This window comes from Oscillospiraceae bacterium MB08-C2-2, from assembly GCA_035621215.1.
GTDB lineage: Bacteria > Bacillota > Clostridia > Oscillospirales > Ruminococcaceae > WRAV01.
This window is the reverse complement of record CP141729.1, coordinates 663408-679996: the sequence shown is the minus strand read 5'-3', so window position 1 is coordinate 679996 and position 16589 is coordinate 663408. Positions and strand designations below refer to the sequence as shown.

12 protein-coding genes are annotated in these 16589 nt (G+C 49.1%); 3 read left to right on the top strand and 9 right to left on the bottom strand.

The annotated features are described in order from the left end of the window. Positions 1 to 88: 88 nt before the first annotated feature. From pfkA to hprK, 8 genes are all read right to left on the bottom strand, one after another. The gene (gene pfkA / locus U6B65_02980) at positions 89 to 1084 is read right to left on the bottom strand and encodes a 6-phosphofructokinase (protein WRS28105.1); all 996 of its coding nucleotides are present in this window, start codon (positions 1082 to 1084) and stop codon (positions 89 to 91) included. A gap of 295 nt (positions 1085 to 1379) precedes the next feature. Next, entirely contained in the window at positions 1380 to 4913 is a 3534-nt protein-coding gene (locus U6B65_02975; protein ID WRS28104.1) for a DNA polymerase III subunit alpha, read from the bottom strand. 18 nt (positions 4914 to 4931) lie between these two features. Beyond that, on the bottom strand, positions 4932 to 5825 hold the full coding sequence (whiA, locus tag U6B65_02970; GenBank protein WRS28103.1) for a DNA-binding protein WhiA: 894 nt from the start codon (positions 5823 to 5825) through the stop codon (positions 4932 to 4934). A 14-nt stretch (positions 5826 to 5839) separates the two neighbouring features. Then, complete coding sequence (gene rapZ / locus U6B65_02965; GenBank protein ID WRS28102.1) at positions 5840 to 6706, bottom strand: RNase adapter RapZ; 867 nt, start codon at positions 6704 to 6706, stop codon at positions 5840 to 5842. A 12-nt stretch (positions 6707 to 6718) separates the two neighbouring features. Further along, complete coding sequence (murB, locus tag U6B65_02960; GenBank protein WRS28101.1) at positions 6719 to 7645, bottom strand: UDP-N-acetylmuramate dehydrogenase; 927 nt, start codon at positions 7643 to 7645, stop codon at positions 6719 to 6721. Between the two features lie 43 nt (positions 7646 to 7688). Beyond that, positions 7689 to 8642, bottom strand: a complete 954-nt coding sequence (locus U6B65_02955) for an ROK family protein (GenBank protein WRS28100.1) — start codon at positions 8640 to 8642, stop codon at positions 7689 to 7691. 74 nt (positions 8643 to 8716) lie between these two features. Then, entirely contained in the window at positions 8717 to 9442 is a 726-nt protein-coding gene (locus U6B65_02950) for a phosphatase (GenBank protein WRS28099.1), read from the bottom strand. A 97-nt stretch (positions 9443 to 9539) separates the two neighbouring features. Beyond that, on the bottom strand, positions 9540 to 10508 hold the full coding sequence (gene hprK / locus U6B65_02945) for an HPr(Ser) kinase/phosphatase (GenBank protein ID WRS28098.1): 969 nt from the start codon (positions 10506 to 10508) through the stop codon (positions 9540 to 9542). A gap of 303 nt (positions 10509 to 10811) precedes the next feature. On the opposite strand from hprK, the gene U6B65_02940 reads away from it, so the two are divergent. Continuing rightward, a complete protein-coding gene (locus U6B65_02940) occupies positions 10812 to 12041 on the top strand; it encodes a glycosyltransferase (protein ID WRS28097.1) in 1230 nt (409 codons plus the stop codon). A gap of 175 nt (positions 12042 to 12216) precedes the next feature. On the opposite strand, the gene spoVG is transcribed toward U6B65_02940, so the two are convergent. Continuing rightward, positions 12217 to 12507: a septation regulator SpoVG gene (gene spoVG, locus U6B65_02935; GenBank protein WRS28096.1), complete on the bottom strand. Its 291-nt coding sequence runs from the start codon at positions 12505 to 12507 to the stop codon at positions 12217 to 12219. Between the two features lie 495 nt (positions 12508 to 13002). Here spoVG and murC point away from each other — a divergent pair, with 495 nt between their 5' ends. Next, positions 13003 to 14355, top strand: coding sequence for a UDP-N-acetylmuramate--L-alanine ligase (gene murC, locus U6B65_02930; GenBank protein WRS28905.1), 1353 nt, complete (start codon positions 13003 to 13005; stop codon positions 14353 to 14355). 407 nt (positions 14356 to 14762) lie between these two features. Continuing rightward, positions 14763 to 16586, top strand: coding sequence for a glutamine--fructose-6-phosphate transaminase (isomerizing) (gene glmS, locus U6B65_02925; GenBank protein WRS28095.1), 1824 nt, complete (start codon positions 14763 to 14765; stop codon positions 16584 to 16586). Positions 16587 to 16589 lie beyond the last annotated feature (3 nt).

Below are 16589 nucleotides of genomic sequence, written 5' to 3'. Positions count from 1 at the left end.
AAATGCCAGAGCTATCAGCAATCCTGAATATAAAATACAACGGGAGGCACTTTTGCTGCACCCCCCGCATATGAATTTCTAAAAGCTTTTACAGAGAAATCTCATGAGCGGTGCGGAGCATATCCACATCCAGCTCCTTGGTCATTTTCAGAGCCTCTTCCAGATCAAGGTCTACAATCTTATTGGCCTGCATGGCAATAATACGGTTACCGATGCCTCTTGCCAATACTTCGACAGCGTGATGCCCCATGCGTGCCGCAATAACACGCTCTCTGGCAGTAGGTGTGCCGCCTCTCTGGATATGGCCCAAGATGGTGGAACGGGTAATAAAGCCGGTTCTCTTTTCAATATAATCGGCAATTTCCGCAGAAGATTTGGCATCCTTTGAATAGAGAGTAACACCCTCAGCTACAATTACAATAAAATGCCGTTTGCCGGTGCGGATGGTGCGCTGCATTTTCTCAACCACATCCCGCTCCAAATCGTAAGGGACTTCGGGAATCAGAACAGACACAGCACCACAGCAAATGGCCGACTGAAGGGCGATATCGCCACAGCGGCGGCCCATGACCTCTACCACCGAGCAGCGCTCATGAGACTGGGAGGTATCACGGATACGGTCAATATTTTCGGTAACGGTGTTAACAGCCGTATCAAAACCGATGGTATATTCAGTGCAGGGAATATCATTATCAATGGTGCAGGGAACGCCAACACAAGGAATACCCTTCGCAGCCAGATCACGGGCACCGCGGAAGGAACCGTCACCACCGCAAACAACAATGCCATCAATGCCCATTTCAAGGCACTTTTCTTTGCCCAGTTCAACGCCGGCATCCTCAACGAATTCAGGGCTGCGGGCTGTATGGAGCATGGTGCCTCCCCGCTGAAGAATATCGCTGACACTGCGCATGTTCATTTCAAACATATCGCCCTTCATCAGCCCAGCAAAGCCACGGCGAATACCGATCACCTTCATGCCGTTATACAGCGCTGTGCGTGTAATCGCACGAATAACAGCGTTCATGCCGGGGGCATCGCCGCCGCTTGACAAAATACCGATGGTTTTGATTTCCTTACCCATTCTACCTTTACCTCCCAGAATTTGGAGCATATTTTATCCCCGCTTGACTTCAAAACAGGCAAACCTGCTCTAAAGGTACAGCTATTTTTTCTGCACAATAAACAGTATACCATTGATCTCAAAAAATTGGTATATAATTAACGGACTATTGGCTGATAAATTCCATTGCTGGAATCATAAGATCACCGCGGTCCGCAAGGCCTTCAGGCCAAAATATGACAAATTACTCTACCAATTATAGTACAGATGTCTCCCTCGCTTCAAGTAAAAAAAACGATATAAGGTTTAGGAATTTTTAGTCAATATAAACAACGTTATTTGCCCCCAACAGACGGCGCAATTCATTCAGCATAACCTCATTCACTAAGACCCAATCACTTTGAGGCGCCCGGGTATACTTTTTGGAATCCTCACAATACCAGATCACCGGCATGGTGCCATCGAAAATGCGAAGCACTTTTTCTGCCCGCAAGCGGTGTGGGCTTTCAAAACTGGGAATCTTTAAGTAGAGGCCTTTTTTGCCGGCGGATTTTTTTTCTTCGCTCACAGTCTTTTTTTCCTCTCCGGGTGATTTGGGAGATTCCGCTGGAGTATTATAGTTTTTCCCATAGGAAGGTGCTCTATCCTTTGCAAAACGGGAAAGCGCCTCTTCAGGCAAACAAATATCCTCGCAGATAAGCTGGACGCTTTCTTCATCTTGATCCTGACTTTTTACCCGAGCCCGCACTGCAAGCGCAGTTCCCTCTTGCAGAAGATGCGCAAAGCTGCTGTATATCTTAGGGAACACAATCATCTCAATCCCGGCAGTCATATCCTCCAGCTGAACAAAGGCCATCATATCGTTGTTGCGAGTGGTCATGGTTCGCTTGTGGCTCACAATGGCAATCAGCTCCACCCGACGGCCTTCATCCTTGGCACTAAATCGGCTAATAGGCGGTGCCTTCATTTTTTTGACGATGCTTTCATATTCCGAAAGAGGGTGCCCGGAAATATAAAGGCCTGTGGTTTCCTTTTCCATAGCCATGCGCTGAAGCGGTGAATAGTCCTCGGCTGGTGGAAGTGGAAAGCTTTCCTCCCCCGGCTCAGTGGTTTGGGTAGAGAAAAAATCCATCTGGCCGGAAAGGTTGTTTTTCTGGCGCTTATCAATGCCATCCATCATTGCTTCATAGCCTTTATCCATTTGGCGGCGGTTACTGCCAAAGCCATCCAGCGCCCCGCATTTGATCAGGTTTTCGACCACACGCTTGTTGGTTTCCCGGCCATACATCCGCTCCAGCAGATCATAAAGGCCTTTAAAGGGGGCCTTCTGCCGCTGGGCAATCAACTCGGTAATAAAGCCTCGGCCCAGATTCTTGACAGCCAAAAGGCCAAAGCGAATCCCCTTTTCTGTCACATTGAAACCCATTCCGCTTTCATTTACATCGGGCGGCAAAACAGTGATCCCCAGCTTTTTACATTCGGTAATGTAATCAATCACTTTGTTGGTGTTATCCAGAACGCTGGTCAGAAGGGCCGCCATATATTCCTGAGCATGGTGGCATTTCAGATAAGCGGTCTGGTAGGCAACCATAGCATACGCCGCCGCATGGGATTTATTGAAAGCATAGGAGGCAAAGGAGCTCATTTCCTCGAAAATTTGAATAGCTATGCTTTCCTCTACCCCATTTGCAATAGCACCGGGGCATTCCCCGGGTACACCATATAGGAAAGCCTGCCGCTCCTTTTCCATCACATCGACCTTTTTCTTGGACATAGCCCGGCGCACCAAATCCGCCCGGCCATAGGAGTAGCCCGCCAGCTCCCGGCAAATCTGCATAACCTGCTCCTGATAAACAATGCACCCGTAGGTAACCTCCAAAATTGGCTTGAGAGAGGGGTGCTTATAGGTAACCAAAGCGGGGTTGTGCCGGTTTCGGATATAGGTGGGAATGGAATCCATAGGTCCGGGACGATAGAGGGAAATAACAGCGATTAAATCCTCAAAATGCTCCGGCTTGAGGCTGGAAAGTACCTGCTTCATACCGCCAGATTCAAACTGAAACACCCCATTGGATTGGCCTCTGGAAAGCATCTCAAAGGTTTTTTTATCAGTGAGAGAGATTTTTTCAATGGAAAAATCGGGGGTGTGCCGCCGAATCATCAGCGTAGCATCCTGAATGACCGTCAGGTTGCGCAGACCCAAAAAATCCATTTTGAGAAGCCCCAGCTCCTCTAAAATAGTCATGGTATATTGGGTGACAATGGACTGATCGTTTTTAGCCAGCGGCACATAGCTATCCACCGGGTCACGGGTGATAACCACGCCGGCGGCATGGGTGGAAGCATGGCGGGCCATACCCTCCAGCTTTCTGGCCATATCGATAAGCTCCCGGTTCTGCCGGTCACCCTCATACATTCCTTTGAGCTCGGCGCTGACTTTTAATGCACGTTCCAAAGTCATGTTCAGCTCAAAGGGAATGGCCTTAGAAACAGCATCCACCGCCTGATAGCTCATGCCCAAGGCACGGCCTACATCCTTAACAGCCGCCCGGGCGGCCATGGTTCCAAAGGTGATGATCTGGGCCACATGATCGGCACCATATTTTTCCACTACATAGTCGATGACCTCTTGGCGGCGCTCGTAGCAGAAATCAATGTCAAAGTCGGGCATGCTGATCCGCTCGGGGTTAAGGAACCGCTCAAACAAAAGGTTATATTGAATGGGATCGATGCCGGTGATGCCGATGCAGTAAGCCGCAAGGCTCCCTGCTCCCGAGCCTCGGCCGGGGCCGACACTAATGCCATTTTTTCGGGCATAGTCAATGAAATCGTGAACAATAAGGTAGTAATCCACATACCCCATGGAAGCGACAACCCCAAGTTCATATTCCAAGCGCTCCACCGCAGAGGGCGGTGGAGCTTGGCCATATTTTTCATACAGCCCCCCGTAGCACTTATCCCGGAAATAGGATACATTATCCACTCCGCCGGGAGCAACGAAAAGCGGAAGTTTGGTTTTCCCAAATTCAAATTCAACCTCGCAGCGATCGGCAATCTGCTGGGTATTTTCGATGGCGCCTGAATATCGGCCAAAGAGAGCTTCCATTTCCTCCTCGGATTTAACATAGAACTCCTCGGTGGCAAATTCCATGTCACTGCCTTCCGCCACGGTGCGGTTGGTCTGGATGCAAATGAGCACATTCTGAACCCTTGCATCTTCTTTTAAAAGATAGTGGGAATCGTTGGTTGCCACTAGTGGGATTCCGGTTTCCTCCGAAAGCTGTGCCAACCGGGGCAGAATATCGATCTGCTCCTGAATACCGTGGTTTTGCAGCTCAATGTAATAATCCTCTCCAAAAATGCCCTTATAAAAGAGAGCCGCCTCTTTGGCGCGGTTATAGTCCCCCGCTGTCAGCGCACGAGGAACCTCCCCGGCCAAACAGGCGGAAAGAGCAATCAGCCCTTCGCTATGGGCAGAAAGCAGCTCCCGGTCAATGCGGGGCTTGGAATAAAAGCCCTCCACAAAGCCTGCGGAAACCAACTTGATCAGATTTTGATAACCTATGTTATTTTTGCAGAGAAGCACCAAATGATAAGGGGATTTATCAATCCCGTGCTGTTTATCAAAGCGGGTGCGGGGCGCCACATAGACCTCACAACCGATAATGGGCTTAATCCCCTGCTTTTTGGCTTCCTTATAGAATTCAATGGCACCATACATAACACCGTGATCGGTGATGGCGACTGCTGTTTGACCCAACTCCTTTACACGGGAAATCAGGGGCGCAATACGACAGGCGCCATCCAAAAGGCTGTATTCGGTGTGCAAATGGAGATGGACAAAAGACATCGTTTCACTTCCCAGTGGTTATTTTTGCCGAAGCTCCTCGGCGATGGCGCTGATCTTTGCAAGGCGGTGGTGAATGCCCGAGCGGCTAAGCCCCCCGGGGAAAAGTGCTGCCAAATCCCGCAGGGACATTTCCGGATTTTCCAGCCGGAAATGAGCCAATTGCCGCAAAGCCTCCGGCAGGGCATTCTCTCCTGCTGTTTCCAAAATGTAGCTAATATCCGCAATTTGAGTGGCAGCGGCGTTAACGGTTTTATCAATGTTGGCGGTTTCGCAGTTGGTGGCACGGTTAGCCTGATTGCGAACATTTTTAAGAATCTCAATATCCACAATTTCCAGCGAGCCTTTCACCGCCCCCATAAAAGCCAGCAAATCCTCAATTTGAGTGCAGTCCTTATAATAAACAAGCGGCAGGCCCCTGCGCTTCGAAAGGCGAGACTGACCACAGCATTCCTCCAGCAAATCGGCTAAAGGCTGGCAAAGAGCCTCATTGCGCACCACAAATTCCAAATGATAGCTTTTTTGCGGATCGGTGATGTTGCCGCAGGCCAGAAAGGCTCCACACAGGAATGCACCCTTCTCTTCCGGGCGGGCAAGCTTGCCGATATCCAGCTGCTCACCATCTCCAAAAAGCTCAACCAGCTTATCCCGATCCGACTGAGCAGGCACTTCCATACGCAGAATTCCCTTTTTCCGAGTGCGGGTAACCACTGCCTTTTTACCCGCTAAAGAGATCACAAACCACCCAAACAAGCGGGCTATTTCTTCATCCTCTGTATGAAGGGAGATTTCCTCACGGGAAAAGCGGCGGCCAAACAGGAAAAAGCCATGGGCCTGGGCTGTTTTTTGCCGCAGACGAAAGGCTTTGTTTTCTACCATTTCATTTTTGAGCCGATATGCAAAGGAAGGTTCCATTTTATCTTCCGTTTCTACTGGTTTTTTCGCTGAATATCCCGATGAGTTATCACCACCGGGCACCCCTTATCGGTAAGGTGCTTGGCCAAAAGCTGTGTAAACACCACCGAGCGGTGCTTGCCCCCGGTGCAGCCTATGGCCACAACCAGCTGGCTTTTTCCTTCCTCCTGATAGAGGGGAAGCAAATAATCAATCAAATCCAGAATTCTGGGGATCAGGCCTTTTGCCTCCTTAAACTGGAGAACGTAGTCCTCTACCGCCTGATCCAGCCCGGTCTGCTCCCGCAGCTCGGGTATGTAAAAAGGATTGGGGAGGCACCGCAAATCAAACATTAAGTCTGCATCCGAAGGCGTTCCATGTTTGAAGCCAAAGGACATACAGGTAATCACCATAGCTTGGTTGGTTTCCTGCATCAGCAGGCTCCGGATGCGTTCTTTCAGCTTGGCAGTGGAAAGCAGCGAGGAATCCACCACAAAATCCGCTCGTTCCCGGGCTTTTGAGAGAATCCGGCGCTCCTCCCGGATGGCGGCGGCCAAATCCATGGATTCATCCTCCAGCAGAGGATGCTTGCGCCGGGTTTCTTTATAGCGGCGCAGCAGAACCTCATCGGAGGAATCCAAAAACAAAACCTGAAAAGGGCATTGGTTTTCTTTTAAAGCATCCAGACTGGATTCAAAGTCTGCAAACATATCCCGGCTGCGCACATCCATAACCACAGCAACCTTCTGCATACAGCCGCCGGACTGCACCGGCAGCTCCGCCAGCTTGGTGAGCAGATGGGGCGGAACATTATCCACGCAGAAATAGCCTATATCCTCCAGAGCCCCCACTGCCTGACTTTTACCTGCACCGGACATACCCGTTATAATGATGAATTCCAACTTGATCTCCCCTTATTTCTCACACAATCCTTGGCCCACTCTGCGAATTTCACATTCCAGATGAAAGCCTGTTTTTTCGGCTACCTCCTGCTGTATCTTTGCCACCAAAGCCAAAACATCAGCAGCTGTGGCAGTTCCATCACTCACCACAAAACCAGCATGCTTGGGGCTGACCAACGCTCCGCCTACAGAGCAGCCCTTCAGGCCACACTGATCGATCAGTGCAGAGGCATACCCGCCTACCGGACGCTTAAAGGTACTGCCTGCGCTGGGGCATTCCAGCGGCTGTTTTTCCCGACGGCGGGACATAAAATCCTCCATTCGGGCATGAATAGCCTGTGCATCACCTTTTTGCAGGGTTACCGCCGCACCTGTGATGATATAGCCTCCATCTGAATACGCACTGTGCCGGTAGCTCAGATCAAGCTGTTCCCGGTTGAAGGTGCCCGGCTTATGCTGAGGGTCAAGATGGGAAGCCCTCGAAAGCACATCCTTCATTTCACCGCCATAGGCTCCGGCATTCATAAACACCGCTCCCCCTACCGTTCCGGGGATTCCATAAGCAAATTCCAAGCCTTCCAATGAGTGCTCCAAGGCAAAAAAGCAGAGCTGACTAAGCGGGGTTCCCGCCTTGGCATACAGGCTAACGCCATCCTCCAGCAGCTGCACTCCCGAAAAATTCTGAGAAAGGCAGACCACCATTCCCCGAAAGCCCTCATCGGAGCACAAGAGATTGGAGCCTTTACCGATCACCATGACAGGAACGGCACTTTCTTCTGCCAAGGCCAGCAAAGCCGCCAGGCCTTCTTCATCCTCCGGCCACACCATCAAATCGGCATTGCCGCCTATTTGAAAGGTAGTATGCTTTTTTAAAGGCTCCTGCTCTGCAAAGGTCACGCCCTCTGTCCGGCAAAACTCCAGCAGTTGTGTTAAGTTCATGGGGCTGCCTGCCTCCTGTTTCATAGTATTACCGGTTCTAAGCCTAGGCCTTTCCCAAAAAGGCCGCACCCAGAATGCCGGCATCGTTCCCCAGAGCCGCCGTTACCAACTTGGTGGCTTTCTGGGGATCATAATCAAAAATCTCCTGCTCCACTACCCTGCGTAGAGGTGCCATCAGGGTTTCACCCTCGTTGCAGATACCGCCCCCCACTACAAGGTATTCAGGGGCAAAGATATCCACGATATTGGCGAGGGCACAGCCCAGATGGTTTATGTATTCCTCAACCACACCGGCTCCGGCTTCATCGCCCGAACGCATAGCATCAAACGCAGTGCGCCCGCTGACAGCATCGCCCTCTTTTTTGGCCAGCTCCCACATCTGAGACTGGGGAAAACGCTCCATATATTCCCGGGTGGTGGAGATTAACCCGGTAGCCGAGCAATATGCCTCAATACAGCCTTTGCGCCCACAGGTGCAGGGCCGGCCGTTATACACCATTGCTGCGTGGCCAATCTCACCCGCCTTGCTTTGATAGCCGGTATAGATTCTGCCATCAATAACGATTCCACTGCCAAAGCCTGTGCCCAAAGTCACCATGACCACATCCTTGGCACCTTTAGCATGCCCGGCCAAAGCTTCGCCATAGGCGGCTGCGTTGCCATCGTTGCCAAGGTAGACCTGTTTACCAGTGCGCTCACCGATCATAGAAGCAAGCGGTGTATTTAAAAAGCCAAGATTGGCGGCATAACCCACCACACCGGCCACAATGTCCACACTGCCGGGGGTACCCACCCCGATCCACTGAATCTGCTCCATAGAAAGTTCTGCCTGCTCCAATGCCATGGAAATCGCAGAAACGATATCCTCTACAATCTCCTGTGCAGGTCGGGGGGCATTTGTTTTCTTCTTACCCCGGCCGAGAATGCGCATATCCTCGTCTACGACCCCCACCGCTATGTTGGTACCGCCCAAATCAACACCCAAGTAATAATTCATTTTTTACTGCCTCCAAAAAGCTGGATTTTTAGGTTTAGGTCTATTTGAAATTCTCAGAGGCGGCGCCTCCGGCGTTAGTCCACCAGTTTTTTGCCTGTGATTCTGCGGGCGACTTCTAAAAAGCGGTTGTAATCCGCATTGAGCACCAGCTCTTGAGGGAAATCGATGCTTTTCAGCACTTCAAGTGCTTTATCAAACTCCCCGATATGGGTGAAAAAATGAGCATCAGAGCTAACTACAACAGGAACATTGTATTTTTGGCATAAATCCATAATAGCCGGGCAGTTGGTTTCCGAGCCGGGGCGGCAATCAAAGGAATGTGCATTAACCTCCACAATCTTATTATATTGAGCAAATTCCTTTATTACCACTTCATGATCAAAACAATACCGCTCATCGCCGCAATGGCCAATCACATCCACAAGAGGATTGCGGGCAATACTGAGCCATGCTCGGGTGTGATCCTCTCGGGTTCCCGGTTCAATACACATCGTGTGAAAGGATGCAATAACCCAATCCAGCTTAGCCAAGATTTTATCCGACAAATCCAAAGCGCCGTCAAAATCCAATATGTTGACTTCGGCGCCTTTTAATATTACAATATCGTCAACGCAATCCGGTACCATGGAAAAGTTGCGGAAATACATGTCATTGGGGGAGCCTTCCAAACTTGGCCCATGCTCTGTGTATGCCAAAAATTTCAGCCCAATTTTACGGGCATGCTGTATGTTCTCCCACAGGGTGCTGTAACCATGGCTACAGGCCGATGTGTGGGTGTGTGTATCGGCAATAATCTTCATATCCCTTTTCTCCCTTCCCCATGCACAGTCGGCCGTCCATGCATCCCCGCTCTGCGGCAGGGTATGCTAAAGACAGCCTGTGCTTTCCCCTAAAGGATCAGTAAGGCCAATCGTCGGTTTCCATGGCATTGCCCGGGGAGTCATGGGCCATCCCCAGCTTATTGAGCAGCTCGTGGGCGGAGTTATAGCCCATCTTTTTCTGGCGGTTGTTCATAGCGGCAATTTCAATGATAATGGCAAGGTTGCGCCCCGGCTTGACCGGAATGGTTAGAGAAGGCACCCGATTGCCCAGAATCTCAATGTACTCATTTTCAAGGCCCATACGGTCATAAACCTTTTTGGAATCCCATTGCTCCAACTGAATGACCATATCCAGCTTTTCAGTGACCTTAACCGAACCAATACCAAAGATGCGCCGGACATTGACAATGCCCACACCCCGCAGCTCAATAAAGTGCCGGATGTTTTCGGGCGAAGTGCCCACCAACGTTTTAGCAGAAACACGGCGAATTTCAACTGCATCATCGGCAATGAGGCGGTGTCCCCGCTTGACCAGCTCCACGGCAGTTTCGCTCTTACCAACGCCGCTTTCACCCAACAGCAGGATTCCTTCACCATGCACTTCCACCAAAACACCATGGCGGGTGATTCGGGGTGCAAGCTCTACATTCAAAGTAGAAATCAGGTTGGAAGTCAGCTCGGAAGTTCCCAGCTCAGAGGTGAAAAGGGCACATTCATATTTTTTGGCGGCTTCCAGCATTTGTGGGAAAATAGGCAGATTACGGGCTACCACCACAATCACCGGGCACAAGGCAAAATAGTTTTCAAAGCAGCGGCTGAGCTGCTCGGCATCGAATCTTTCCAGATAGGTAAATTCGCTTTTGCCAAAAATCTGGATGCGCTGGTTATCAAAAAACTCATAAAAGCCCGCAAGCTGAAGCCCCGGACGGTTGACCTCCACTTGGGTAATATCAATTTCTTCGGCATCCCGAGGCAGATAAACAGGCTCCAGCCCATGAAGCTTGATTAGCTTGGAAAGCTTGACCGAAAAGGTTCTTTGCTGCATAGTACCACCACTTCCTGCTATATTTTTTACAAACATTATTGAGTAATATAAGCTTTTACAAAGATTATACCATAAAAAGAATGAATTTTGTGGTATAATAAGCGCAAAGCGCTTATTATACGTCCCATTTTTATGCCCGGCCTATGTCCCTTGGTATTTATACGTTCTATTGCTAACACCCAGCCTGCATTTATGGTATACTAATAATCACATGTAAATATTATACCCTAGAATTCCGCTGGATTCAATTCTTTTTGGCTCCACCCAAAACCTCTTAAATTTAAAGGAAAGAGATAAACTGTTATGAGAGTTGCATTGTTTACCGAAACCTATGTGCCTTATGTCAATGGTGTTGTCGCTCATGTTAAGACCCTCAAAGACGGGCTGGAAAAGCTGGGCCATGAGGTCATGGTTGTAACCGCCGATAAATATACCCGCCATCATTTTATCGAGGATGGCGTCCTCCACTGCCCGGCTAAGGAGGTCAAGCGGCTTTACAGCTTTGGTGTCTCCCAGCCGATCAGCTATCGCCGGCAAAAGCTGATTGCTGATTTCGCCCCTGATATCATCCACATTCACCATGAGTTTGGAATCGGCCTTTCCGGTATTTTGGCTGCCAAACTTCTTAAAAAGCCTCTGGTATACACGCTCCACACCATGTATGATCAATACATTTATTACATTGCTCCCCGTCCATTCCTGCGGGCGGCTACCCGTTTTTCTCATACCTACAGCCGATTCATTGCAAAAAGCGCCACCGAGCTGACCGGGCCTTCCCTAAAATGTGGTGAGTATTTCAAGCAAATCGGTATTAAAAAGGATATGAGCCTCATCCCCAATTCGGTTGACCTGGATGCCTTCAATCTGGATAAAATCACGCAGGAACAGAAAGATGCCTTCCGTGAAAAATACGGGATATCTAAAGATGTTATGCTTGCCTGCTTTGTAGGCCGCCTTGGGCAGGAAAAAAGCGTGGATACCCTGTTGGAATACTGGGCTTCTACCATTTCTCCTGCGGATAAAATGCATTTGGCCGTGATTGGCGAAGGCCCTGAAAGACCGGCACTTGAAAAGCTGGCGCAGACGCTGGAAATCAGCTCTATGGTTACCTTTACCGGGATGATCCCCCATGTTGAAATGCCCGCCAATTTTGCCGCCTGCGATGCTTATATCAGTGCCTCCCTCTCCGAGATGAACTCCATCTCCATGCTGGAGGGAATGGCTACCGGGCTGCCGGTATTCCAAAGATTTGACAAGCTCAATGCAGATCAGATTCAAGAGGGCATCAACGGTTTTTACTTCCACAGTGCAGAGCAAATGGCACAGAAACTGCGCGGTATGCGGGATATGCCCAAAGAAACCTTGGAAAGCCTGCATCGTTCTGTGGTCGGCTCTGTAGTAGCCCGGGGCTCGGTGGATCTTGCCTCTTATATGTTGGGAGTTTACAATAAAGCGATCATTCAGAAGAGTGCCAAGCCGGCTTCTGTTTCTGGAATCAAGCTGCGCATTAAGCCCAAACCCAAGGATGAATAAACCCTATCCAACAAATTATCCGTCATGGCTTGATTGAAATGCAAAACAAGTGCTGTTCCGGCAGGCTCATATAGCCTGCCGGAACAGCACTTGTTGTATCATATAAGAATTGAGTCCTATTAAAAATTGCCGTCAAAGGCTTGCCAGCTCTTGCAAAAAAGAAATCTCACGGTTTTTATTCAGGCTGTTGTGCGGATTCCTGTGCGGCAGCCTCTATATATTGATGATAAGCTTCTAAAATGGAATTTTCCAGCACCGAACGTGCCTCCGCTGTAATGGGATGCGCAATATCCCGGAAGGTGCCACTATCATCCTTGCGGCTTGGCATAGCCACAAATAACCTTTCCGGACCTTCGATCACTTTAATATCATGCACAGCCAAATCATGATCTATAGTAACCGACACCAGCGCCTTGAGCCGAGTATCCTGATAGGTTCTGCGAATCCGAATATCTGTGATGTTCAATGGTGGTTTCCCTCCTGCAATTGTCTTTAGCGCAGATACAGCCAACAAATTGCATACTTGGCAATGTCGGCTATGTACAAGCCCATGGTGTTTACCTACTGATACGGGAGCCAATATTCCTTTAGTAGTATTTTGCGGCTGAAAGAATTTATGCGTCCAGAGAAAATTATTTGCCATGTTTTTGTTTATTTTATCCCTTTTGCGCTCTATAATAACAAGTGAACAATAAAATTCTCGATGCAGAAGTCATTTTGGTATTCACTTGGATTGTCTTATAGATTTTGAAGATAAATCCTGAAAACCACCATGTATTCGCCAAAATTCAAGGGGATTTGTTTGATTTTGTAACACGATCGTGCTATTATGACTATGCTGTATTACAGGGCATAAACTAATAGTTAGGAGATGCACCTGTTTTTACATCACAGAGTTTTTTATCCAAACCGGATTGACTATATGACTTTGATGTTTAGGAGAATTGATATGAGCAGTGAGATGGAGAATACCGTATGGCAAGGGGTTCAACATATCCATTTTATCGGCATAGGCGGATCAGGCATGTTCCCAATTGTGCAGATCCTTAAATCCAGAGGCTATCACATTACAGGGTCAGATAACAACCCCGGTGATACCATTGAGCTGGAACGCAAAATGGGGATTGATGTGTCCATAGGCCATGACCCGGACAATCTGAGCGGAGCCGATATGGTTGTTTATACCGCCGCCCTTATGAAGGACAACCCCGAGCTGGTAGCGGCCAAAGAGAGGGGCATCCCCACCTATGAGCGGTCTGCTGTGCTGGGTTATATTACAGAGCAGTATGATGACTGTATCTGTGTCAGCGGAACACATGGAAAAACCACCACCACTGCCATGCTCACCCAGATTCTGGTCAGCGCCGGGCTGGACCCCACTGCTGTAATCGGCGGAAAGCTCCCCCTCATCGGCGGAAATGGTCGGGCTGGAAGCTCCTCCATTATGACCTGTGAGGCCTGTGAGTTTGTCGATACCTTTCTGCATCTCTCCCCCGATATTTCGGTTATTTTAAATGTGGATGCCGATCATCTGGATTATTTTGGTACTCTGGAAAACATTATAAAATCCTTCCGGAAATTTGCAGAAAAGACTACCCGTCTTTTAATCGTCAACGGCGATGACGCCAATTCCCTTAAAGCTGTGGAAGGGTTGGATAAGAGAACCATTACTTTTGGTCTGGGCGAAGGCAACACCTATCAGGCCCGCAGCATTGTACGTGAAAAAGGCTTACACCGCTTTGAATTGTGGCGGGCCGGTGAAAAGCTCACCGATATTGCCCTGAGCGTTCCTGGAAAACACAATGTCCTGAATGCTTTGGCAGCGGCTGCGGCGGCTTTGGAGGTAGGAGCCACCCCGGAGCAGATTGCAGAACATCTTTTCCAGTTTAAAGGTGCAGGCCGCCGTTTCGAAATTCTAGGCACCAAAAACGGTGTCACCATTGCCGACGACTACGCCCACCATCCGGCCGAACTGGGTGTAACACTGGAAGTGGCTCAAGAGATGGGCTACAACAAGGTTTGGGCCGTATTTCAACCCTTCACCTATTCCCGCACCGCTCTGCTGTTGGATGATTTTGCCCGTGTGCTGGCTATTGCAGACCGGGTGGTCATGTCAGAAATTATGGGCGCACGTGAGAAAAACACCTACAACATCTACACCAAGGATTTGGCGGATAAGATTCCCGGTTCTGTCTGGTATCCCGGCTTTGAGGAAATGGCAAACTATGTGATGGAGAACGCCTCCCCCGGTGACCTTGTGCTCACCCTTGGCTGCGGAGATGTATATAAATGCGCCAAGCTGATGCTAAAATAATCCTTTTGGCAAAACACCCGCCTTCCAAATAAAATAATACTTGTCGGCCTTTTGGGGATTTTACCTGAAAGGCCGATTTTTTGAAAATGGAACCTTTTTCTTATATTTTACATAAAGTAAAGGGAATAAACTTGTAAACAATTTAAAAAACTGATACAATGAATTCGAATATACTAAAAGAAGGGAGGATCAAAAAGCGCAATTTTTATTGGTGGAGGTGATCGAAAAATACCTGTATCAAAGCAAAGCGCCAGAACCGGCAAAAACCGGTTGACGAGGTGAGAGGTGAATCGAAAATTCGGCGGATGCCTCTCCGTTTTCTCCAAAGCGTCAGGGTCGGGCAAATCTGTGGGGCAACCCCAGCACAAATTCCGGCCTGTGGAGCAAATTGAATAGGAGTATATTGAATGTGTGGAATTGTTGGCTATTCCGGTGAAAAAAGCGCTTGCGATATATTGATCAACGGGCTTTCAGGGCTGGAATATAGAGGCTACGATTCAGCCGGTGTCTCGGTTTTGAATCAGGGGAACCTGCAGGTATGCAAAACTAAGGGACGGCTTTCCAATCTGACCAAACTCATGGAACAAGTGGGAACACCCGATGGAAGCTGCGGCATTGGTCATACCCGATGGGCTACCCACGGTGAACCCTCAGATATCAATTCACATCCCCATGGCACCGATCGGATTTCTCTGGTGCACAATGGGATTATAGAAAATTACCTTTCATTAAAAGCATTCTTGACCGACAAGGGATATACCTTTACATCGCAAACCGATACAGAAGTAGCTGTAAAGCTTTTGGATTACCATTATAACGGCGATCCTTTTGCTGCACTGGTTGAGACACTCAAACAGCTTGAAGGTGCTTATGCCTTTGGCATACTGTTCGCAGACCACCCGGGCACCATCTATGCCGTCCGCAAGGATAGCCCTCTCATTATTGGGCTGGGCGAAGGCGAAAACTTTATCGCCTCGGATGTACCGGCTATTTTGCAGTATACCCGGCAGTATCACCTGTTGGATGAGCTGGAAATTGCTTGTGTTACTCAGGAAAAGGTGGAAATCCGGGATATGGATGGAAACCTCATTGAGAAGCCAAGGCTCACAGCAACATGGGACATTGCACAGGCTCAAAAGGATGGATATCCCCATTTTATGCTCAAGGAAATCTTTGAGCAGCCCAAGGCTCTCCGGGATACCATTCATCCCCGCATCCGCAATTCTTTGCCCGATTTTGCTTCCTTTGACAGCCTCCCGAATGGCTATTTTGCAAAATACAAGCGCATCCACATGGTAGCCTGCGGTACAGCTATGTACAGCGGCATGGTGGGAAAATCCCTCATTGAACAATGGGCCAGGATTCCGGTTGAGGTGGATATGGCCTCCGAGTTCCGGTATCGCAATCCTATTTTCCATGATACCGATTTGATGCTTGTTATTTCTCAATCCGGTGAAACCGCCGATACTTTAGCTGCTCTGCGCCTTGCCAAGGCCAGTGGGGTGGATACCCTTGCTGTGGTAAACGTAGCCGGTTCTTCCATTGCCCGAGAGGCAGACCGGGTTATTCACACCTTTGCAGGGCCGGAAATTGCAGTAGCCAGCACCAAAGCCTTCTCTGTGCAAATCGCAACCCTTGCTCTTATTGCCATAGAACTTGGGCGGGCCTCAGGCAGTCTGACCGAAACCTCAGCCAAGGAATTAACCGAACAGCTTTTGGCTGCTATTGGGCAAACGCAGCAGATTCTTGCCTATAATGAAGAGCTAACCGATATGGCCGAGCATTATAAGGATACCTCCAGCCTTTTCTATATCGGCCGTGGGTTGGATTATGCTCTCTCCATGGAGGGTTCTCTTAAGCTGAAAGAAATTTCTTATATCCACTCAGAGGCTTATGCTGCCGGCGAGCTTAAGCACGGCACCATTTCTCTGATTACACCGGGAGTGCCTGTGGTTGCCTTGGTAACCCAATCCAGCCTCCTGCCGAAAATTGTAAGCAACATTAAAGAGGTTAAATCCCGGGGTGCCTATACCTTGATCATCACCAAAGAAGGCCTGGAAATTGACGCAGACATTGCCGATAAGACCATTGTCCTTCCCAACATTCCCGACAGTATGATGCCGGTGGCTGCTGTGATTGTTTTGCAGCTTTTCGCTTATCATATCGCAGTTATTCGGGGATGTGATGTGGATAAACCTCGTAATCTTGCTAAATCGGTTACAGTGGAATAATCC